The 21,420-nt window shown below is 38.5% G+C and carries 22 protein-coding genes and 1 pseudogene; 10 read left to right on the forward strand and 13 right to left on the reverse strand.

Annotation, left to right across the window (positions count from 1 at the left end; translation table 11 throughout):
- Positions 1-7 precede the first annotated feature (7 nt).
- The 6 genes and pseudogenes from gmd to gcvH all read right to left on the reverse strand — a co-directional run bounded on the left by gmd (position 8) and on the right by gcvH (position 4,193).
- A pseudogene (gene gmd, locus IPH66_01675) lies at positions 8-1,098 on the reverse strand (GDP-mannose 4,6-dehydratase).
- 2 nt (positions 1,099-1,100) lie between these two features.
- Positions 1,101-1,901 carry a 3'(2'),5'-bisphosphate nucleotidase CysQ gene (locus IPH66_01680; GenBank protein MBK7128061.1) on the reverse strand — a complete coding sequence of 267 codons (801 nt, stop codon included), beginning with the start codon at positions 1,899-1,901 and terminating at the stop codon, positions 1,101-1,103.
- Positions 1,885-2,643: a deoxyribose-phosphate aldolase gene (gene deoC, locus IPH66_01685; protein MBK7128062.1), complete on the reverse strand. Its 759-nt coding sequence runs from the start codon at positions 2,641-2,643 to the stop codon at positions 1,885-1,887. Before deoC ends, IPH66_01680 begins: the two co-directional genes overlap by 17 nt.
- A 61-nt stretch (positions 2,644-2,704) precedes the next feature.
- Positions 2,705-3,385, reverse strand: a complete 681-nt coding sequence (locus IPH66_01690) for an energy transducer TonB (protein ID MBK7128063.1) — start codon at positions 3,383-3,385, stop codon at positions 2,705-2,707.
- 57 nt (positions 3,386-3,442) lie between these two features.
- Positions 3,443-3,766, reverse strand: coding sequence for a VanZ family protein (vanZ, locus tag IPH66_01695; GenBank protein MBK7128064.1), 324 nt, complete (start codon positions 3,764-3,766; stop codon positions 3,443-3,445).
- A 49-nt stretch (positions 3,767-3,815) separates the two neighbouring features.
- Positions 3,816-4,193: a glycine cleavage system protein GcvH gene (gene gcvH, locus IPH66_01700; GenBank protein MBK7128065.1), complete on the reverse strand. Its 378-nt coding sequence runs from the start codon at positions 4,191-4,193 to the stop codon at positions 3,816-3,818.
- Positions 4,194-4,312: 119 nt separating this feature from the next.
- Between gcvH and prfB the strand changes: the two genes are divergently transcribed.
- From prfB to IPH66_01735, 7 genes are all read left to right on the forward strand, one after another.
- Positions 4,313-5,392, forward strand: coding sequence for a peptide chain release factor 2 (gene prfB / locus IPH66_01705; GenBank protein MBK7128066.1), 1,080 nt, complete (start codon positions 4,313-4,315; stop codon positions 5,390-5,392).
- A gap of 85 nt (positions 5,393-5,477) precedes the next feature.
- Positions 5,478-5,921, forward strand: a complete 444-nt coding sequence (locus IPH66_01710) for a hypothetical protein (GenBank protein ID MBK7128067.1) — start codon at positions 5,478-5,480, stop codon at positions 5,919-5,921.
- A gap of 100 nt (positions 5,922-6,021) precedes the next feature.
- Entirely contained in the window at positions 6,022-6,372 is a 351-nt protein-coding gene (locus IPH66_01715; GenBank protein MBK7128068.1) for an aspartate 1-decarboxylase, read from the forward strand.
- Positions 6,373-6,429: 57 nt separating this feature from the next.
- Positions 6,430-7,500, forward strand: a complete 1,071-nt coding sequence (locus IPH66_01720; protein MBK7128069.1) for a flippase-like domain-containing protein — start codon at positions 6,430-6,432, stop codon at positions 7,498-7,500.
- Complete coding sequence (gene rfaE2, locus IPH66_01725) at positions 7,454-7,969, forward strand: D-glycero-beta-D-manno-heptose 1-phosphate adenylyltransferase (protein MBK7128070.1); 516 nt, start codon at positions 7,454-7,456, stop codon at positions 7,967-7,969. Before IPH66_01720 ends, rfaE2 begins: the two co-directional genes overlap by 47 nt.
- Positions 7,966-8,292 carry a nucleotide pyrophosphohydrolase gene (locus IPH66_01730; protein ID MBK7128071.1) on the forward strand — a complete coding sequence of 109 codons (327 nt, stop codon included), beginning with the start codon at positions 7,966-7,968 and terminating at the stop codon, positions 8,290-8,292. The genes rfaE2 and IPH66_01730 overlap by 4 nt, the downstream gene beginning before the upstream one ends.
- Before the next feature lie 219 nt (positions 8,293-8,511).
- Positions 8,512-9,708, forward strand: a complete 1,197-nt coding sequence (locus tag IPH66_01735) for an IS256 family transposase (GenBank protein ID MBK7128072.1) — start codon at positions 8,512-8,514, stop codon at positions 9,706-9,708.
- A 72-nt stretch (positions 9,709-9,780) separates the two neighbouring features.
- Here the strand turns inward: IPH66_01735 and IPH66_01740 are convergent, their stop codons facing one another.
- On the reverse strand, positions 9,781-10,422 hold the full coding sequence (locus IPH66_01740; GenBank protein ID MBK7128073.1) for a hypothetical protein: 642 nt from the start codon (positions 10,420-10,422) through the stop codon (positions 9,781-9,783).
- 263 nt (positions 10,423-10,685) lie between these two features.
- Here IPH66_01740 and dnaK point away from each other — a divergent pair, with 263 nt between their 5' ends.
- Positions 10,686-12,590: a molecular chaperone DnaK gene (gene dnaK, locus IPH66_01745; protein MBK7128074.1), complete on the forward strand. Its 1,905-nt coding sequence runs from the start codon at positions 10,686-10,688 to the stop codon at positions 12,588-12,590.
- Positions 12,591-12,845: 255 nt separating this feature from the next.
- On the opposite strand, the gene IPH66_01750 is transcribed toward dnaK, so the two are convergent.
- The 6 genes from IPH66_01750 to IPH66_01775 are packed head-to-tail and all read right to left on the reverse strand — an operon-like array spanning position 12,846 to position 19,269.
- Positions 12,846-14,147 carry a nucleotide sugar dehydrogenase gene (locus IPH66_01750; protein ID MBK7128075.1) on the reverse strand — a complete coding sequence of 434 codons (1,302 nt, stop codon included), beginning with the start codon at positions 14,145-14,147 and terminating at the stop codon, positions 12,846-12,848.
- A 20-nt stretch (positions 14,148-14,167) separates the two neighbouring features.
- The gene (locus IPH66_01755) at positions 14,168-15,214 is read right to left on the reverse strand and encodes a Gfo/Idh/MocA family oxidoreductase (protein ID MBK7128076.1); all 1,047 of its coding nucleotides are present in this window, start codon (positions 15,212-15,214) and stop codon (positions 14,168-14,170) included.
- Entirely contained in the window at positions 15,214-15,780 is a 567-nt protein-coding gene (locus IPH66_01760) for an N-acetyltransferase (GenBank protein ID MBK7128077.1), read from the reverse strand. The genes IPH66_01755 and IPH66_01760 overlap by 1 nt, the downstream gene beginning before the upstream one ends.
- Positions 15,781-15,802: 22 nt before the next feature.
- The gene (locus tag IPH66_01765) at positions 15,803-16,801 is read right to left on the reverse strand and encodes an SDR family oxidoreductase (GenBank protein MBK7128078.1); all 999 of its coding nucleotides are present in this window, start codon (positions 16,799-16,801) and stop codon (positions 15,803-15,805) included.
- Positions 16,801-18,114, reverse strand: a complete 1,314-nt coding sequence (locus IPH66_01770; protein ID MBK7128079.1) for a UDP-glucose/GDP-mannose dehydrogenase family protein — start codon at positions 18,112-18,114, stop codon at positions 16,801-16,803. The genes IPH66_01765 and IPH66_01770 overlap by 1 nt, the downstream gene beginning before the upstream one ends.
- Before the next feature lie 21 nt (positions 18,115-18,135).
- On the reverse strand, positions 18,136-19,269 hold the full coding sequence (locus IPH66_01775) for a DegT/DnrJ/EryC1/StrS family aminotransferase (protein ID MBK7128080.1): 1,134 nt from the start codon (positions 19,267-19,269) through the stop codon (positions 18,136-18,138).
- Positions 19,270-19,435: 166 nt separating this feature from the next.
- Here IPH66_01775 and IPH66_01780 point away from each other — a divergent pair, with 166 nt between their 5' ends.
- Both IPH66_01780 and IPH66_01785 read left to right on the forward strand, forming a co-directional pair.
- Positions 19,436-20,182: a hypothetical protein gene (locus tag IPH66_01780; GenBank protein ID MBK7128081.1), complete on the forward strand. Its 747-nt coding sequence runs from the start codon at positions 19,436-19,438 to the stop codon at positions 20,180-20,182.
- The gene (locus IPH66_01785) at positions 20,182-21,408 is read left to right on the forward strand and encodes a 3-deoxy-D-manno-octulosonic acid transferase (GenBank protein MBK7128082.1); all 1,227 of its coding nucleotides are present in this window, start codon (positions 20,182-20,184) and stop codon (positions 21,406-21,408) included. Before IPH66_01780 ends, IPH66_01785 begins: the two co-directional genes overlap by 1 nt.
- Positions 21,409-21,420 lie beyond the last annotated feature (12 nt).

The raw sequence follows: 21,420 nt of genomic DNA on the forward strand, positions 1-21,420 counted from the left end.
GTTAATTTTATTCGTGATAGTTGAAAATTTTATGACCGCCTTCTCGCAAATATTTATCTCGTTCAAATAATTTAATATCGGCTTGAACCATTTCTTGAACTAATTGATCAAATGAATAGGTATGTTGCCAACCTAATTCTCTTTTTGCCTTGGTTGGATCACCCAATAATAATTCTACTTCAGTTGGTCTGAAATATTTGGGATCAACTTCAATAAGCACCTGATTGTTGGCTTTATTAATTCCTTTCTCGTTTACTCCTTCTCCTTCCCAACGCAATTCAATGCCGGCTTCACGAAAGGCTTTTTCAGCAAACTCTCTTACTGGATGTGTTTCACCAGTAGCTAAAACAAAATCATCAGGCGTGTTGTGCTGTAATATTTGCCACATGCCATGCACATAATCTTTAGCATGGCCCCAGTCTCTTTTGGCATCCAAATTTCCCAGGAAAACTTTTTGCTGCAAGCCTAATTTGATGCGGGCTGCTGCGCGGGTTATTTTTCTCGTTACAAATGTTTCTCCACGCAACGGACTTTCATGATTGAATAATATACCATTGCATGTAAACATGTTGTATGCTTCACGATAATTTTTAACTATCCAAAAGCATAAAGTTTTGCAACTGCATAAGGACTGCGCGGGTAAAATGGGGTAGTTTCACTTTGGGGTGTTTCAACCACTTTACCGTACAATTCACTCGTAGATGCTTGATAGAATTTCACTTTCTTTTCGAGTTTCAATAAGCGAATGGCCTCAAGTAAACGCAAGGCACCAATACCGTCAGCGTTAGCAGTGTATTCAGGTGTTTCAAATGAAACGTGCACATGTGACATGGCAGCCAGATTGTATATTTCATCCGGATTTATTTCTTGCACTAATCTGATCAAGTTGGTTGAGTCTGTCAAATCTCCATAGTGCAGAAAAAAGTTGACATTAGTTTCATGTTTATCTTGATATAGATGATCAACCCGGTCAGTATTAAACAGTGAAGCACGGCGTTTGATGCCATGTACCTCATATCCTTTTGACAATAATAATTCTGCAAGATAAGCTCCATCTTGTCCGGTCACGCCGGTTATCAGGGCAACTTTTTTTCCCATATTCAGTCAATTTTTAAATTCGCCGGTTTGGCAATGAAATTCGGATTTCTCAAATCTTCTTTGTTGTAGCGAATGGGTTCAAAGTTAGTGAAATCAAGGACTTCTCCACCAACTGCCCTATAGATTGCGTCTCCCGCTGCAATGTCCCATTCCATAGTAGGCGCCATGCGCGGGTAAAAATGTGCATCGCCTTCAACCAGATTGAAAAACTTTAAGGCGCTTCCTTTTTTAATGAGTCGCAGTAATCCGTAGCGTTCTTCTAATTTATTTACCAAGACACTTACTTCATTCGTAAAATGTGATCTTGAAAAAATTAATCCTCTGCTTTTTTGATTGTTTTTTGGTCGTACTATAAAGTCTGGTGAAAATATTTTTTTTTCTTGCAGAGATTGACAAAAAATTCCGGTGCTGATTCCGCCATAGAGTATTTTCTGATTTACCGGATCAGCAATAAGTCCAAAAATGGGTTGCTGATTTTGGATCAGCGCTATGTTGATACAGAATTCTCCGTTGCGTTTAATAAATTCTTTGGTGCCATCTAATGGATCAACCAACCAAATATATTCTTCCAAGGTGCGCCTAGCATAATCAGGTATTTTTGATTCTTCTGATACTACCGTGATATTAGTTTTAGTTAATACGTCGAATAAAATTTCTGACGACAATAAATCTGCCTTAGTAACGGGCGATTTATCTTCTTTGAGTTGAACAGAAAAATCATTTTCATAAACAGCCATAATTTCATCTGCCGCTTTGCGTACGGCTTCAAAAACTGGTGCAATGAAATCAGGCCTTATCACCATTTTTCAATTCATTGATAATGGCTGAATAGAGTGAGCTGGCACCAATTCTGAACAATGAGGGTTGCAACCAAGTTGAGCCAAGTTTTTTCTCCACGATATCATAATAGGTGACTGCTGATTCAATGGTTCTGATTCCGCCTGATGGTTTGAAGCCAATCTTTTTATCAGTGCGTTGTGCATGTGCAGCAATCACATCACACATAATTTCTGCTGCCTCAGGTGTTGCTCCAACAGCACATTTTCCAGTGGATGTTTTGATAAAATCTGCTCCGGCATCAATGGCCATTTCACTTGCTTTTTGTATGGCTTCTTTGGTGTTTAGCTCATCGGTTTCAAGAATTATTTTCAGCAATTTGCCGGGCACCGCATTACGCATTGCCTTCAGTTCATTAAATACGTATTCATAATTTCCTGCTAAAAATTCTCCGCGGTTGATAACAATGTCTACTTCATCCGCAGAGCTTGTATTTATGGCTTCAAGTTCAGAAATTTTTGCTCGAGTCAATGTTTGCCCGCTTGGAAATGCGCCTCCAACAACGGCTGTTTGAATTGTTTTTAGAACTGATTGGGCAACAAAGTTTCCAAAATTAGGGTAAACACAAACTGCCGCCGGGTGAACACCTTTATACCCTTCATTGGCTTTGCGCACAAGCTCAGTAATCGTAGTTTCATTGTCTGTTGATTCAAGTGAAGTCAAATCAAGAAATGAAATTAATTGCAGTAATTTTTCTCTTTTTTCCATGCAAAAAAAATCCGCCAACTGTGGTCAGTGGCGGATATAAAGATAATTTAAAATTTAAAGTCTATCCTGAAATTGTAAATTTGATTGGAATACGGAAACGCACGCGAATTTTTTTACCGGCTTGTTCTCCAGGTGTCCATTTTGGCATGGCTTTCACCACACGCATGGCTTCTTTATTTAACAGGTCAGAAACACCTTTGATAACTTCCACATCTTGAATTGAGCCGTCAGAGTTAACAACAAACTGCACATACACTGTTCCTTGTTCACCCATTTCACGGGCAAGTTCAGGGTATTGAACATTGTCTCTAATGAATTGTGCCATGGCCGCATCACCACCTGGGAAGGAAGGCTCAACTTCAGCAAAGTCTACAATTGGTTCTTCTTCAATTTGAACATCTTCAGGACCGTCATCAACAGGTAAGTCTTCAGGCTCAATATTGGTCAAGTCCAAGTCAGCAATTTCCTCTTCGTCATCCACTACTTCAATTTCTTCTAAGTCAGGTGGTGGTGGCGCTTCTTGAGTTTGCGGTGGTGGCGGAGTTTCTTGCTCTTGTACCTCATACACCATTTCTTCATCTAATGATTCTATGTCCTCTTCTTCAGCTACTTTTTCAGCAACAGTTGCTGTTGTAGCAGAGAAAGCCATTGCAACCAAGGCAGCTGCCATGGCTAAACCGATAACCCGGAAAATTTTTGATTTTCCTTCAAGGTCAGCTTCTTTTGATTTCTTAAGTTCCATAAGAATTCTTTATAGGGTGCTAATTTAGAAATTAATCTTTGTTCAACGAGCACCGGTTTATACTATTTTTATACCTGTCCGTTTTGCTAGGATTACACCAAATATTGTACCAATTGAGTTTGCAACAATATCAGCATATTCAAAGCAGCGCCGGTAGATATAAAATTCCTGAACCAGTTCTATGCAATATCCAAACGATATTCCAACTGCGATCACCCATATATACAACCACTCTTTTGAAAGGTTCAACTTTTTTTCAAACTGAGCTTTAATCAGGCTAAGCGAAAGAATGAGGTACATAACAACATGCACCAGCGTGTCAGGTGAAATAAAATTCCAGGAAATAACCGGAAAATGGTTACCGGGTATACAACTCAGCACAGCTACCAGAATTGCCCATGCAAGAGCAAACCAGCGCCAAAGTGCAGAATTATCCCACCAATTTTTTATAGTCGTCAGCAGAAAGAAGGGAGGCTACTTCTGATGCGTCAGAAAGTTTTACCTTAATCATCCAGCCTTTTCCATAAGGGTCTGCATTTACAGACTCAGGATTTGACTCAATGCCTTTATTCATTTCAACTACCTCACCACTCACCGGCATAAACAAGTCAGATACGGTTTTAACGGCTTCTACAGTGCCAAATACTGCTTCACGGGCAAGGCTTTCACCTACGGTTTCAATTTCTACATATACGATGTCACCTAATTCGCGCTGAGCAAAATCAGTGATGCCAATTACTGCTGTATCGCCTTCAACACGAACCCACTCGTGTTCTTTGGTGTACTTAAGGTCTGAAGGAATATTCATGTCTTTACACGGTTTTTGATTATTAGACAAAAGTAGAATAAAATTGATAGAATTGAACAATAGTGTTACATAAAAACAAACTTGCAGGTAAACAGTAAAAAAAATCGCAATTTTGCATCATGGTTACACAAGATCAACTGAAAGATTTTGAACGAAGAGTCAATGAGCTTCATACCTATCTGAAAATTGAAGAGAAAAGAACAGAGGTACAGGAAGATGAGTTGAAATCGCAGGATCCGGCATTTTGGGATAAACCCAAAGAGGCTGAGGCTTTGCTAAAAAAAATGCGCGCCAAAAAATTCTGGATTGAAGCGTATGAAATGCTAAAATCGGAATTGGAAGATATTAAAGTGCTAATTGAATTTTACAATGCAGGTGAAGCGCCTGAAGAAGAAGTTGAAACAGCCTTCAATCAATCTCTACAAAAATTAGAAGAGCTGGAATTAAAAAACATGCTTTCGGCAGAAGAAGATGCTTTGAGTGCTGTCATACAAATTACAGCCGGTGCCGGCGGAACAGAAAGTTGTGACTGGGCATCTATGCTGATGCGCATGTATATTATGTGGGCTGAAAAACACCGTTATAAAATTCAAGAGTTAAATTATCAAGCCGGTGATGTTGCCGGTGTAAAAACTGTTACGCTTCAGTTTGAGGGTGAGTTTGCTTTTGGATATTTGAAAGGTGAAAATGGGGTGCACAGGCTGGTGCGTATTTCTCCATTTGACTCTAATGCAAAAAGACATACATCGTTTGCTTCAGTATATGTTTATCCCTTGGTAGATGACACTATTGAGATTGTAATCAATTCGGCTGATATTTCGTTTGAAACTTTCCGCTCAGGTGGTGCCGGTGGACAGAATGTAAACAAGGTAGAAACCGCGGTGCGTTTGCGACATGCACCCTCTGGTATCATTATTGAAAACTCTGAATCACGCTCTCAACTTGCCAACAAAGAAAAAGCCATGCAGTTACTCCGTTCTCAACTTTACGAATTGGAGTTGAGAAAAAAACTGGAGAAGCAAAATGAAATTGAAGCCGGTAAAAAGAAAATTGAATGGGGTTCTCAAATTCGCAACTACACCATGCAACCTTATAAATTGGTGAAAGATGTGCGCACCGGACATGAAAGTTTTGATGTGGATGCGGTGATGAATGGTGAAATTGATGAGTTTCTGAAAGCATACCTCATGCAGTATTAATTCTTGCACAAATACTAAACCGTTACAGAGATAGTATCTCAATGAATGGTTCAATTTTTGTGATCGTTTGAGGAAAATTGGATGTATGAAAAAACTTTTCCTCCCGCTGCTGACGCTTGTCTTATTGTCATGCAATAATAACGCGCAATTAAATCATATTGAGAAAAAAATGTTGGGCTCATGGCATTATTCAAAGGTTGAGTATAAACCCAATTTTGGATTTAATCAAAATTTTACTGACACATACAGTGATATCACGTTGCAGTTCAATAGTGATCTGACTGTTACTCTAAACAATGATAAAACGCTGGAATCTTATTCCGGTGTATGGGAGGTGAATGATGTAATGGTGCCTTCATCTGACGGTTCTACTGAATTTTGTTATGAACTCATTGCCTCATTAAGTGATGATATTTCAGGAACAGCGATGTTGATTATCTGGGAAAATCTTAACGTGACATCTTCAAAAATTACCGCCACGCACAATACGCAAGATGGTTGGTATACCTATAAATTAAGGAAAGATTAAAGCCAAATTCTGTATTTTATTCGTACTTAAAATAAGCGACATCCACAAAAAGTAATGAATAAGGTAAAATGATTAACTTTGCGCTCCATTTTACTGAACAATGCTAGTAACGGTAATTAAATCAAAACTTCACCGGGTTAAAGTAACCCAGGCAGATCTCAATTATATTGGCAGCATAACCATAGATCCTGATCTGATGGAGGCTGCAAACATGATTGAGGGTGAAAAAGTACAAATCGTCAACGTGAATAACGGTGAACGTCTTGAAACATATATTATCACAGGCAAACGCGGCTCAGGCGAAATTTGCATGAATGGCCCCGCCGCCAGACGAGTTGCAGTAGGTGACATAATCATTGTAATTACTTATGCCATGATGGAATTTGAAGAAGCAAAAACCTTCAAGCCAGTTTTGGTTTTCCCAAATACCGAAACAAATAAATTGAAGTAGCTTCAAATAAACCGGTAGAAATGGCGTTATCCATCATTATATAAGAATTAACTACCGGTGAAGAATAAGCTTTTTGCCATCCTGAAACTTCTCATACCGCTTGCTTTTGGGCTTTTTCTCATTTGGCTATTCTATGACGCCTTGTGTGAGAAAGAAAAAATTCAATTGTTCAATGCTTTTGGCCAAGCCGATTATATGTGGGTGGGCATTTCTTTGATTTTTGGATTTGCCAGTCATATCTCACGTGCTTATCGTTGGAAATATATGTTAACTCCAATGGGTTATCAAGTTAATTTCTGGAACTCATACCATGCCGTGATGATTAGCAATTTTGTAAATCTTGCGTTTCCGAGGGCAGGTGAAATTTCTAGAGCAGCAGTGATTTCTAAAACTGAAAAAATTCCTTTTCAAAAAGGGTTTGGATCCATACTGGCTGAGCGAGCTGTAGATGTGGGTATGTTGGGTTTGGTTACCATCATTGGTATCGCTTTTCAATTTGATAAGTTTGATTTATTTCAGCATAAACTAGATGTTCTCAAAGAGGGTGCTGTTGGTAGTTGCGGAAATTTGTTCCTCTTCAACCTTTTTGCAAAAGTGGTGATGTACGGTATCATTCTGGCAATTGTTGCCGTTATTGGAGTCTACATTTTTAGAAAAAAATTCAGAGAACGCATTCGTCATTTTGTCAAAGGAATTATTGAAGGGGTGATTGCTATTTTCAAGATGAAGAAAAAAATGAAATTTATTTTTCACACCTTCTTTATCTGGGCCATGTATATATGCATGTTCAGTATTTGTTTTTTCTCACTTGATTCAACCGCAAATTTAGGACTTGATGCCATGTTACCCGGTTTTGTTGCGGGTACGGTGGGTATCATTTTAGTACAAGGGGGTATTGGAATTTATCCTGCCGCTGTGGGTATGATCATCACAATTTATATGGATCCAACCGGCACTATGAATATGCACCCTGAAGCGCTGGCTTTAGGATGGATAATCTGGACATCACAAACAGCCATGATGGTAATACTCGGCCTCATTTCTATGGCACTGAATGGTAAAAATGTTACCTTTGATGCTGATGAATCACTGGTCTCTGCTTCAGAAAAAGATAGTATCACGGAATGATTTAATCACTCAGGTGAAACTGTTGCAATCACAACAGAAAAAAATTGTTTTTACAAACGGCTGCTTTGACATTCTACACAAAGGTCATGTACAGTATTTGAATATGGCGGCAGATTTGGGTGATGTGCTGATAGTTGCTGTGAATAGTGATGCATCTGTGCGCAGACAAGGTAAGGGAGATGATCGTCCGGTAAATGATTTTCAAGCAAGAGCAACTGTATTGGCCAGTTTGGGTTGCATTAATTTTGTTGTTGAATTTGATGATGATACCCCGCTGGCACTGATTGAAAATCTCATTCCTGATGTGCTGGTGAAAGGCGGAGATTATGATCCTCATGAAAAAAATCCTGAATCAAAAAAATACATTGTAGGCAGAGAAGTTGTTCTTGAAAACAACGGAAAGGTAGAAGTGATTGATTTGGTACAAGGATATTCAACGACAAATCTTATTCAAAAATTAAAACGATGACCATTGCAGAAGCACAAAAATTAGTTGACGATTGGATCAAAACATATGGTGTCCGCTATTTCAATGAGCTAACCAATATGGCACAACTTACTGAAGAGGTTGGAGAAGTAGCCCGAATAATTGCACGGAGGTATGGTGAACAATCAGAAAAAGAATCAGACAAAGCAAAAGATTTGGGAGATGAAATGGCTGATGTGCTTTGGGTATTAATTTGTCTTGCTAACCAAACCGGTGTGAATCTAGAAGAAGCTCTCAAAAAAAATCTGGACAAAAAAACAAAAAGAGATCATTCAAGACATCATGAAAATGATAAACTGAAATAGTCATTCATTTTCTTCTGAACATTGGAAATACTGAAAACCTGATTGTGGTGATTGTGGTGATGCGATTAATCGCATCACCACAATCACCACCTACAATCACCAATGATGAGGTAGCATCTCAAAAAGTGTAAGGCCAAAAGTTATTCTGAAATTTTTTGACCTTTAACAGTCAAAAAAAATTTCGGAAATAACTTTTTGGGTGGCTTTAACACATAATGTATGAAAAAAGAGGAATTATTAACTAAAGAATTTTTAAAGCAGTTCAAGACAGGAGATGCCTTGAATAGTTTTATTGAAGAGCTTCAGAAACGGGGCATAGAACAGTTATTAGAAGGTGAAATGGATGCTCACCTTGGTTATGAAAAACATGAAAGATCCGATGGTAAAAATGCCAGAAACGGTCACATAACCAAGCGACTCAAAACCAAAGAAGGCGAAATGGAGGTAAAAGTGCCACGCGATCGCCAGTCAGAATTTAACCCTATTCTGGTTCCAAAACGCAAGAGCATGGTTGAGGGTGTAGAGAATATTATTGTCTCAATGTATGCCAAAGGAATGTCCGTGAGCGATATTGAAGAACAGATTCGAGAGCTCTACAATTTTGATGTGTCAACATCTACAATATCTCGCATTACCGAGCGTGTATTGAGCGATGTGAGTGCCTGGCAAAATCGTGCTCTTGATCCGGTCTATCTCGTAGTTTGGATGGATGGTATTGTTTTCAAGGTTCGAGAAAACTCAAGAGTGGTTGAAAAAACGGTTTACATTGCAATTGGACTTAATATTGATGGTAAAAAAGAAGTGCTTGGAATGTGGCTTGGAAAAAATGAATCTGCTGCCTTTTGGATGTCCGTACTGACTGACTTGAAAGCCAGAGGCGTAAGAGATATACTCATCACAGCTACCGATAATCTCAAGGGATTTACAGAAACTATCCGTGCTATTTTTCCCGAATCAACAAAACAAATCTGCGTGGTACACCAAATACGAAACTCTTGCAAGTACGTTTCCTACAAAGACAGGAAAGAGTTCTCAGCTGATATGAAACATATTTACAATGCTCCAAACCGTGATGCTGCCGCTATCGCTCTAGATGACCTTGAAAAAAAATGGGGCGGTAAATACGGTTATGCTATTAAAAGTTGGCGCGCCAACTGGGAGGAACTAACTGCGTTTCTTGACTTCCCGGTTGAAATCAGAAAAATTATTTATACAACCAATGTTATTGAAAATCTGAACGGAAAAATCAGAAAGTACACTAAAAATAAACTATCATACCCGACAGACGATGCCGTAATCAAATCCGTTTTTTTAGCAATAAGAGAAGCAACAAAACGATGGACCATGCCCATCAGAAGTTGGGGTGAAATATTAAATCAATTTATGATTATTTTTGGAGAAAGAATTAAACCGTAGCCGGAACTACTTACACACTTTTAGGGATACTGTCAATGATGAACTAAATAAACTTTAATTTCCTTTACCTACCTAAGGACAAGTAGTAACCGGATTACCACAAATCCATTCATTACTGATCCATCCTTCAACAGCACCATCACACGTTTCACATTTCACTTTGACAAAATCAAAATATGCGGAGAGAATTCTTATAGAAGATTCTGTTTTTATTTCGCCTACTTTGAATTCATCATTTTCTTCTGGATGTTTATACACCGGAATTTTCTGATCTCCATAATTTCTTGTCATTGCTCCTATCACGCTGTGGTGAATCCAGCCTGAAGTTTTGTCAAGAGGAGTTTCGTTGAATGAAACCAAATCATCAAATTCAAACCAGCCATCTTCAACTTTTTTGAGCGTTATCATATAGTCATCACCTTTGGATAGTTTTTGAATTATTTTGCCGTTTGGCTTATTCCTAACGTTGGTAGGGCCATTGGGATCTGGGTCGTTGACATAAGCGCGAAGTTCAAAATTTTCAAAGCCTGTGCTGTCATAGTTGAATTCGGCTTCTGTTACTGTTTCAGTAATTTGAACAGCAGTATCAGTTTGTGATTCTGTGTTACTGTTTTGTTGTTGGGCAGATTCTGTTGGACTTGTTTGAGCATCATTTCCGCAAGAAAACAAGAAAGCACTCATGCTGATTGTTGAGATCAATAATTTCAATTTCATAGAATATAGGTGAAGAGGTTCAGACCAAAGTACGAAAAAAATCAAGACAAATGACGGCAATTCTTTGTCAGACATAGGCTGACGGAATGAACCTGATTTTTACTCAATTCTGACGATATGTCACATGTTCAGCCCTTTATTGACGGCTTATCTGACAAAAACCAGCGTTTGAATGCGTGTTTTATCACTGGCATGCCAATTGAGAATGACATGCGGGGAATTAAAAAAACCAAAACGAAGTAAAAACAAAAAACACGTTTAATATGAGTAAGATTATTGGAATCGACTTAGGAACTACAAACTCTTGTGTATCTGTGATGGAGGGTAATGAACCAGTTGTAATTACTAATGCCGAAGGAAAAAGAACAACACCTTCCATTGTTGCATTTGTTGATGGAGGAGAACGCAAAGTGGGTGATCCGGCAAAGCGTCAGGCTATCACAAACCCTACGAAAACGATTTATTCAATTAAACGTTTCATGGGTATTTCATTTGATCAGGCATCTAAGGAGGTTGCCCGTGTGCCTTATGAAGTAGTAAAAGGAGACAACAATACACCGCGTGTAAAAATCGGAGATAGACAATATACCGCCCAGGAAATTTCTGCCATGATTCTTCAGAAAATGAAAAAAACAGCAGAAGATTATCTAGGGCAAGAAGTGACAGAAGCGGTAATTACCGTACCTGCTTATTTCAATGATGCTCAGCGTCAGGCTACCAAAGAGGCAGGTGAAATTGCTGGATTAAAAGTGAAAAGAATCATCAACGAACCAACTGCCGCAGCGCTGGCTTATGGTCTTGACAAAAAAAATAAAGATCAGAAAATTGTAGTGTTTGACTTTGGTGGTGGTACGCATGACGTATCTGTACTTGAATTAGGTGATGGTGTATTTGAAGTATTGTCAACTGATGGTGATACACACCTTGGGGGTGATGATGTGGATGATAAAATTATCAACTGGCTGGCTGAAGAATTTAAAAAAGATGAAGGCATTGATCTGAGAAAAGATCCAATGGCATTGCAACGTTTGAAAGAAGCGGCTGAAAAAGCAAAAATTGAATTGTCATCTTCTTCAACAACTGAAATCAACCTGCCTTACATTATGCCGGTTGATGGAATTCCAAAACACTTGGTGCGCACTTTATCACGAGCCATGTTTGAACAGTTGATTGATGATTTGATTAAAAGAACAATTGAACCATGTAAATCAGCACTGAAAAATGCAGGTCTTTCTACTTCTGATATTGATGAGGTAATTTTAGTAGGTGGTTCTACCAGAATTCCGGCGATACAAGAAGCGGTTAAAAAATTCTTTGGAAAAGAACCTTCAAAAGGAGTGAACCCGGATGAGGTAGTTGCAGTAGGTGCAGCAATTCAAGGTGGTGTATTGACCGGTGAAGTGAAAGATGTTTTGTTACTTGATGTAACTCCACTTTCATTAGGAATTGAAACAATGGGCGGTGTGATGACAAAATTAATTGAAGCCAACACAACTATTCCAACAAAAAAGTCAGAAGTATTTTCTACCGCTGCAGATAATCAAACAGCAGTTGACATTCATGTGCTGCAAGGTGAACGTCCAATGGCGGCTGATAACAGAACACTTGGAAGATTTCAGTTATCTGACATTCCACCGGCGCGCAGAGGGACACCACAAATTGAAGTGACTTTTGATATTGATGCAAACGGAATCATGAGCATTTCAGCAAAAGACAAAGCAACCGGAAAACAACAATCCATTAAAATTGAATCGTCATCCGGATTATCACAGGCTGAAATTGATAGAATGAAAGCTGAAGCAACTGCGAATGCTGACTCAGACAAACAGCGTCGTGAAGAAGCAGATAAATTGAACGCGGCCGATGCATTAATTTTCCAAACAGAAAGACAATTGAGTGAATACGGAGATAAAATTCCGGCAGATAAAAAGGCACCGATTGAAACTGCATTAGCTGATTTGAAAGCTGCACATCAAGCAAAAGATTTCGCCAGAATGGAGACCGCTATGCAAACCTTGAACAATGTTTTCCAGGCAGCAAGTCAGGATATGTACGCCAATACCGGCGGCACTGAAGGAGGACCAGAAGCTGGAGCAGATACCAATACCGGTTCAGGTAACAGCGCAGAGGCTGAAGATGTAGATTTTGAAGAGGTGAAAGACAAATAAGTATTTCCTTGGTTTACTTACAATAATTAGCACAAAAAAAACCGCCCGTTCTGAAAAGAGCGGGCGGTTTTCATTTTCTAGTTCCACCAGAAATTTATTCAATCACCACCTTCATCACCGAAATAGAATTTTCATTATCAAAGACGGTTGGCACAAGTGAAATTTTTACGGGGAGTTTGACCGTGGTTAGGTAAAATCAGCGTGAGTGAGAGAGTGAGAGCGTGCAATAAAGCCAATAGGTTAAATTTGTATTTATTACAACGACCAATACTCAATACCCTTAATTTTATTGCGGTAAATACCTTTGAGGTCAACAATTAAACCTTTGTCACCGCGCAGCATTTTTCTCAAATCATTTTCAGAATAATTTGAATACTCTTTGTGATTTACGGCAATGATGATGGCGTCATAATCATTAGATGGTTTTTCACATAAGTTGAATCCGTATTCATGATAGACTTCTTTTGAATCAGCATGCGGGTCAATTACGTCAACCTTGCAGGCAAACGATTCCAATTCTGAAATCACGTTCACTACTTTTGAATTGCGTATGTCTGATACATCTTCTTTGAATGTTGCACCCATGATCAGCACTTTAGATTCCATTGGATTTTTACCTTGTGCAATCATTTTTTTTACGGTTTGTTTACCAACATAAAATCCCATGCTGTCATTTACATAACGACCAGAGTTGATAATTTTTGCGTGGTAACCCAATTGTTTTGCTTTGTGGGTAAGGTAATACGGGTCAACGCCAATGCAGTGTCCACCCACTAAACCGGGTTGAAATTTCAGAAAATTCCATTTTGTTCCGGCTGCCTCTAATACATCGTAGGTGTTAATGCCAAGGCGGTTGAAGATAATGGAGAGTTCATTGATCAGTGCAATATTTACATCACGTTGTGTGTTCTCTATAATTTTTGCAGATTCGGCAACTTTGATTGAAGCAGCACGGTGAACCCCGGCCTTAACAACCAGTTCATACACCTTTGCAACTTGCTCTGCTGATTCTTCACTACAACCTGAAGTTACTTTTACAATGGATGAAAGAGTATGCACTTTATCACCCGGATTAATCCGCTCAGGTGAGTAACCAACTTTGAAATCTGATCTGAATTTTAATCCTGATTCTCGTTCAAGAATTGGAATACAATCTTCTTCAGTACAGCCGGGATAAACGGTTGATTCGTACACAACATAATCACCTGCTTTGAGCACTTTACCAACGGTGCGGCTTGCGCCAATCAATGGAGTAAGATCAGGTAAATTACTTGCATCAATGGGAGTTGGAACAGCAATGATAAAAAAAGTAACATCACTCAAATCATGAATGTTTTCTGAAAATTCTATATCACATCCTTCAAAATCTTTTGATGCTAATTCGTTGCTGGGATCAATTTTATTGCGCATCATGTCAACGCGTTTTTCATTGATGTCAAATCCAACTACTTTAATTTTTTTAGCAAACTCAAGTGCAATTGGAAGACCTACATATCCTAAACCAATCACGGCTAATTTGGTTTCTTTTTTTACCAGTTTTTCGTAAATGCTGCTCATAAATTTATCTGACAAAATAATTATTTCTGATTTTTCATGTGTGTATCGCGCACTTCATAAATGCGCTGAATAATTTCAACCACTTTTAATCCTTCCAAGGCATTGGTTGTCGGTGTTGTTCTGTTTTTCAATGAGTCAACCACGTTTTCAATGATGTGATGGTGATTGGCTGCAGATCCTTTGTAAGCCCCATAATCATTGGCCGGATTTGAAGGACGAAGTGTAGGCATTGTATAATCTTTTATGTTGCACACTTCAATTTCGTTCATGTATTGACCACCAATTTTTACGCTACCGTTTTTACCAATAATGGTCATTGAACTTTCTAAGTTGGTATTCCAAATTGCGGTAGAATAATTGATACAACCCATTCCTCCGTTTAAAAAATCAAAACTTACAAATCCTGAATCTTCAAAGTCGGTAGTGTCTTTATGATTGAAGTCTGCAAATTTTCCCTGAATATTTGTGATATCACCAAACAACCAGTACATGATATCAATGAAGTGAGAGAACTGTGTAAAAAGTGTTCCACCATCAAGATCTGAAGTTCCTTTCCATCCACCTTTTTTATAGTAGCGCTCATCACGGTTCCAATAACAATTCAATTGCACCATGTAAATTTCACCCAGTAATTTATTGGTGATAATTTCTTTGATCCATTCTGACGGAGGTGAGTATCTATTTTGCATTACACAGAAAACCTGTTTGGAATGCTGAAGTGCAGTATAAATAATTTTCTCACACTGATCTTTGGTTAGTCCCATGGGTTTTTCACAAACTACATGGTGTCCGGTCTGCAGGGCTTTGATACTTTGTTCAGCGTGCAAACCGTTGGGTGTACAAATATTTACAACATCAAATTTGAGATCAGATGCCAACAGTTCATCCACCGAATTAAAAAACGGAACGCCTTCAAAATCTTCCATACCGCCACATTCATTTTTTGGACGGCTATCAGCCATGGCAATTAATTCTGATTCATCATTGCGTTGAATCATGGTGGCATGTCTTTTACCAATGTGTCCGCAACCAACCACGGCGAATTTTATTTTAGTTGAATTTCCCATTATTTGATACGGGTTACTTTATTGTTTTCTAATTTATAAACTTCTCCACTTTCAGGGCAGGTGGCAAGGTTTTCTTTAAATTCAAGTCTGTGTCCGTAGCTGCTCATCCAACCAATTTGTTTTGCCGGATTTCCAACCACTAAAGCATAGTCAGGAACTTCTTTCGTCACTACTGCGCCTGCACCAATAAAAGCAAAAGCACCAATTGGATGTCCGCAAACAATGGTGGCATTTGCCCCAATTGAAGCTCCACGTTTTACGATAGTTTGAAGGTATTGGTTACGTCGGTTCACTGCACTGCGCGGGTTAATCACATTGGTAAAAACCATAGATGGCCCTAAAAAAACATCATCTTCACAGACAACGCCGGTATAAATTGAAACATTGTTTTGAACTTTTACATTATTCCCTAAAACAACATCAGGTGATATCACCACGTTTTGTCCAATATTGCAGTTCTCACCAATTTTGCAATGAGGCATGACATGAGAAAAGTGCCAGATTTTTGTTCCTTTTCCAATTTCACAACCTTCATCAATGACGGCCGTTTCATGCGCAAAAAATATTTTTTCCTGATTTGTCATGCGATTATTTGATGATGTATTTATCAAAATTATGATGATCAACTTCTTTCAATTCATCCGGGGTCAGACTTTTAAAATAGGCGTATGTTCTCTTCAATCCTTCAGCGCGATTTATTTTTGGTTCCCATCCCAATAAATTTTTAGCCAATGTAATGTCCGGTTGACGTTGTTTTGGATCATTTTCAGGCAAAGGTTTGAAAACAATTTTCTGTTGTGTTCCGGTTAATTTGATGATCTCTTCTGCAAATTCACGTATAGTAATTTCGTCAGGATTACCAATGTTTACCGGTTGATGATATGTGGTATGTAAAAGTCTGAAAATACCTTCAACCAAATCGTCTACGTAGCAGAATGATCTGGTTTGAGAACCATCGCCAAAAATTGTCAAATCTTCACCGCGTAATGCCTGACCGATGAATGCCGGTAAAACGCGTCCGTCATTCAACCGCATGCGAGGACCGTAAGTATTAAAAATTCGTACAATGCGCGTATCCAATCCATGAAAATTATGATATGCCATCACCATGGCTTCTTGAAATCTTTTTGCTTCATCATACACTCCGCGTGGTCCAATTGGATTGACATGTCCCCAATAAGATTCCGTTTGCGGATGCACTTGCGGATCACCATACACTTCTGATGTAGAAGCAATCATTAAGGTAGCATTTTTTGCCTTTGCAAGTCCCAAGCAATTGTGAATACCCAACGAACCAACTTTTAGAGTTTGAATTGGAATTTTCAGGTAATCAATTGGACTGGCCGGAGATGCAAAATGCAAAATGTAATTTAATTTTCCGGGAATGTGAATGAACTTTGTTACGTCATGATTGTAAAATTCAAAATTTTCCAGCGGAAAAAGATGTTCAATATTTTTAAGACGCCCCGTGATGAGGTTGTCCATAGCAATAACATGAAAACCTTCTTTCACAAAACGGTCACATAAATGCGAACCTAAAAAACCGGCAGCACCTGTAATCAATATTCTTTTCTTATCGTTGGTCATTAAGGTAAAATTGTTTTACGTCCAATACTTTCGTAATAGAAGCCTTTATCTTTCATTTCATCCAAATCAAATAAATTTCTGCCATCAAAAATTACCGGTTCATTCAGATTTTTTTTCATTAAATCAAAATCAGGATTTCTGAATGCAGACCACTCAGTTGCTATCATAAGTGCATCTGCTCCTTCAAGTGTTTGGTATTGTTCAGTTGCGAAAATTATTTTACCGTCATACAATGTTTTCACATTTTGCATGGCTTCAGGATCATACGCTGTAACACTTGCTCCTTTTGCCAGCAGTTGATCAATGATATAAAGTGATGGCGCTTCACGTATGTCGTCTGTATCAGGTTTGAATGCCAAACCCCACAGCGCAATTTTTTTTCCTTTTAGATTGCCAAAATAATTTTCAGCTTTTTCAACCAGACGAATTTTTTGTCCTTCATTTACATCTAGTACGGCAGATATAATTTTAAAATTGTGCCCTGCTTCTTTGCCTGATTTAACAAGTGCCTGTACATCTTTTGGAAAACAGCTTCCGCCAAAACCAATACCCGGGAATAAAAATCTTTTTCCAATGCGTGAATCAGATCCAATTCCTATGCGCACATCATCTACATCTGCTCCCACTTTTTCACAAAAATTGGCAATCTCATTCATGAACGTAATTTTAGTGGCCAGAAAAGAATTGGCGGCGTACTTTGTTAATTCAGCAGATTTTTCATCCATGAAAATGATCGGGTTTCCCTGACGCACAAATGGTTTATATAATTCACGCATTACATTTCTTGCTCTGTCTGAGCTGGTGCCAATTACCACACGATCAGGTTTCAGGAAATCATCTACTGCAAAACCCTCACGTAAAAATTCAGGATTTGACACCACATCAAAATCAACTTTAGCATGTTTTGCAATGGCTGCGCGAACTTTTTCAGCTGTACCTACGGGCACCGTTGATTTATCTACGATGACTTTATAGGATGTGATTTTTTTTCCAAGATCATCTGCAACACCAAGTACATATCTCAGATCAGCTGAACCATCTTCACCCGGAGGCGTAGGCAAAGCAAGAAAAATAATTTCTGCTTCTTTAATTGCTTCATCTAAACTGGTTGTAAAACTCAGACGATTTTCACGAATGTTTCTCTCAAAAATAACATCAAGATGAGGTTCGTAAATTGGTACTTCACCATCGCGCATCCGTTTGATTTTGTTTTGGTCAATATCAACGCAAATTACTTTGTTTCCTGTTTCGGCAAAACAAGTACCGGTTACAAGTCCAACATAGCCTGTTCCTACTACTGCAATTTTTTTCATGTGTTAAATAGATTGATGCAATTATTTAGAAGCAAGATAATCTTTCACTGAGTTGCAAATTAAATCAAGTTGTTCTGAGGTTAGCTCAGTATGCATAGGAAATGAGATAACTGTTTTGCACAAGTGATTAGTAACCGGAAAATTTTCGTGTTTAAAATTTTCAGGCCCGTATGCTTGTTGGGTGTGAATAGGCACCGGATAATAGATCATGGCAGGCACACCTTTTTTCTGTAATGCTTCTTGCATTTCAAATTGGTTGATGCCATCAATCTGCAAAGTGTATTGATGAAAAACGTGAGTTGAATTTTTTGCTCTTGCCGGAATTTTCACACCCGGAATTTGTTTGAAAAAATTGTCATAATGTGCAGCTGCCTGATTTCTGCGTGATGCGTAGGCATCCAGTTGTCTAAGTTTAATGCGTAGAATAGCAGCCTGAATGGAATCCAATCTTGAATTTACACCAATACGCTCATAGTAATATCTTTTACCCATGCCGTGATTGACAATAGAGCGCATGAGGCCTGCCAGCTCATCGTTATTGGTAAAAATGGCACCACCATCACCGTAACATCCTAAATTTTTTGAAGGGAAAAAAGAGGTTGTACCAATATCACCCATGCAGCCGGCTTTTACTTTTTTTCCGTTGCTAAACGTGTATTCGGCTCCAATAGCCTGCGCAGTATCTTCAACAACAGCAATATTGTGTTCTGCTGCAAGTTTGAGTATGGGTTCCATGTCCGCACATTGTCCAAATAAATGTACCGGAATGATCGCTTTTGTTTTTGGTGTTATGGCTTTTTTAATAGCATCAACTGAAATGTTCATGGTGTCAGCATCTACATCCACAATGATGGGTTTCAATCTTAAAAGACCAACTACTTCAACTGTTGCGGCAAAGGTGAAATCAGATGTGATTACTTCATCACCGGGTTGCAAGTCAAGTGCCATAAGCGCAATCTGAATGGCATCAGTTCCGTTAGCGCAAGGAATCACATGTTTAACACCAAGATATTTTTCAAGATCAATTTGAAAATCTTTTACTTCTGGTCCGTTGATGAATGTGGCAGTTTGAATGACCTGATGAATGGCCTGATCAACTTCAGTTTTGATGGCTTCGTATTGCGACACGAGATCCACCATTTGAATTGGTTTCATGCGTTTAAAGTTTTCGTTTTTTCCTAACTGATTCGGATAAAAATCTGAATCGGTAAATTTCTTCCGCAATTGGCGGTTTGATTCGTTTTCTAAAAATATCTGCGAATATAACCAATAATACGTGGTTTGAGACGTTTATTTGGTCAGGTTTTTTTAAGTTTGTGCCATGCAACGTCTGTTCTATCTCTTTTTTTTAATTCCTTTTTCACTTCATGCCCAGTTGAATGTGCGTGATTCATCTATCAATCAATTCTTCAGCGGAGTTAATTATAAGTTTAACTTGACTGCAGGTGATGTGGCTGACCGCTGGGGTTTTAACAGTCTTGTTGGTGGTGATATTCAATATAAATTCAAGTCTGGTTTGACCATGGGTTTTGATGGTGGGTTTATTTTTGGAAATCAACTGAAAGATTCAACCATATTTGATGGGGTATATAATTCGTATGGAACTATTACCGGAATGACAGGAGAGCCGGCGATTGTATTATTTCTGATGCGTGGTGCAAGTGCAAATTTTTCAGTTGGATATCTTTTTAATAAGCTTGGTCATAACCCCAACAGTGGTTTGTGGATCAATATTGGCGCAGGTTACCTGATGCATAAAATACGCATTGAAAGTATTTATGATGTGGTGCCGCAATTGGAAAGTGATTATATGAAAGGGTATGATCATTTAACCATGGGCTTTGCTACCAAACAATTCATTGGATACTTGTACCAGGCCAATTACCGATTCTTGAATTTTTATGCCGGACTTGAATTTATCCAAGGCTTTACCTACAGTCAACGCAGTTATCTTTTTGATTTGGAAGGACCTGATCCGGGTATGAAACTTGATTTTTTTCACAGCGTTAAATTCGGTTGGATGATTCCAATTTACAAAAGACAGGCAGACGAAATATTCTACGATTAATGAAAGTATTTTATTCCATTGGCGTTTGGACTTATACCTTGATGGTACATGTTTTCGCGTTATGGAACGTGAAAGCCCGCAAATGGGTGAGGGGCAGACATGAATCTTGGAAAAAAGTTGAAACATTTTGCCGTGATAAACGTGACAGAACTGTGCCGCTCTATTGGTTTCATTGCGCAAGTTTGGGTGAATTTGAACAGGCGCGCCCTGTTATTGAAGCCATGAAATATGAATCAAAATGTCAAATTGCCATCAGTTTTTTTTCTCCATCAGGGTATGAAATAAGAAGGAATTATGAATTGGCTGATTTGATTTTTTATCTGCCAACTGATTCTGTAAAAAACGCTAAAAGATTATTGGTCATGCTGCATCCTTCACGTATATTTTTTGTGAAGTATGAATTTTGGGCAAACTATATTCTCACTGCATCTAGGCATAAAGTACCTTTCTATTCTATTTGTGCTGTGTTCAGAGAAAAACAGATTTTTTTTACATGGTATGGCTCATACATGCGCAAAGTTTTAAAGGCGGTTACTGCTATTTTTGTGCAAGATGATGCATCAAAAGAATTGTTATCAAAAATTGGAATTCAATCTTTTGTTTCAGGTGATACACGATATGATCGGGTGATGAAAAATTCACGCGCAGCAAAAAGATTTGAGTTGATTGACCGATTTGCTGAGGGGCATCGTATTTTTGTTTGTGGATCATTGTGGAGTCCTGATTTGAATGCGGTTTCTACCGGTCTGAATAATTTGGGAAAAGGATGGAAAATCATACTGACTACTCATGAAATTCACGAGTCGGAATTGCGCATGGCTGAATCATTTTTCAAGAATAAAAAATTGGTGAGATATTCACAGCTCACGGAAAAAAATTTGGATGCTGAAATTCTTTTGATTGATAATATTGGCATGTTGATGCATGTGTATGGTTATGCTGATCTTGCTTATGTTGGTGGAGCTTTTAAAACAGGACTTCATAATATTTTAGAGCCTGCCGCGTTTGGTTTGCCGGTTATTTTTGGACCTCACCATGCAAAATATCCTGAGGCAGAATTATTCATTCGTAACGGAATTGGTTTTTCTGTTTCTGATGCGATGTCGTTTGAAAACACCTTGCAAAGTTTGATCAAAACTGATTTGCGTGATCAGGTTACCACCTTTATGCAATCACAAACCGGGGCAACTGAAAAAATTTTGCACCGGGTTTCGTTTGGCGGTTAGCGCTTCTGAACA

The organism is Crocinitomicaceae bacterium, assembly GCA_016708105.1.
Taxonomy (GTDB): domain Bacteria; phylum Bacteroidota; class Bacteroidia; order Flavobacteriales_D; family Crocinitomicaceae; genus JADJGJ01.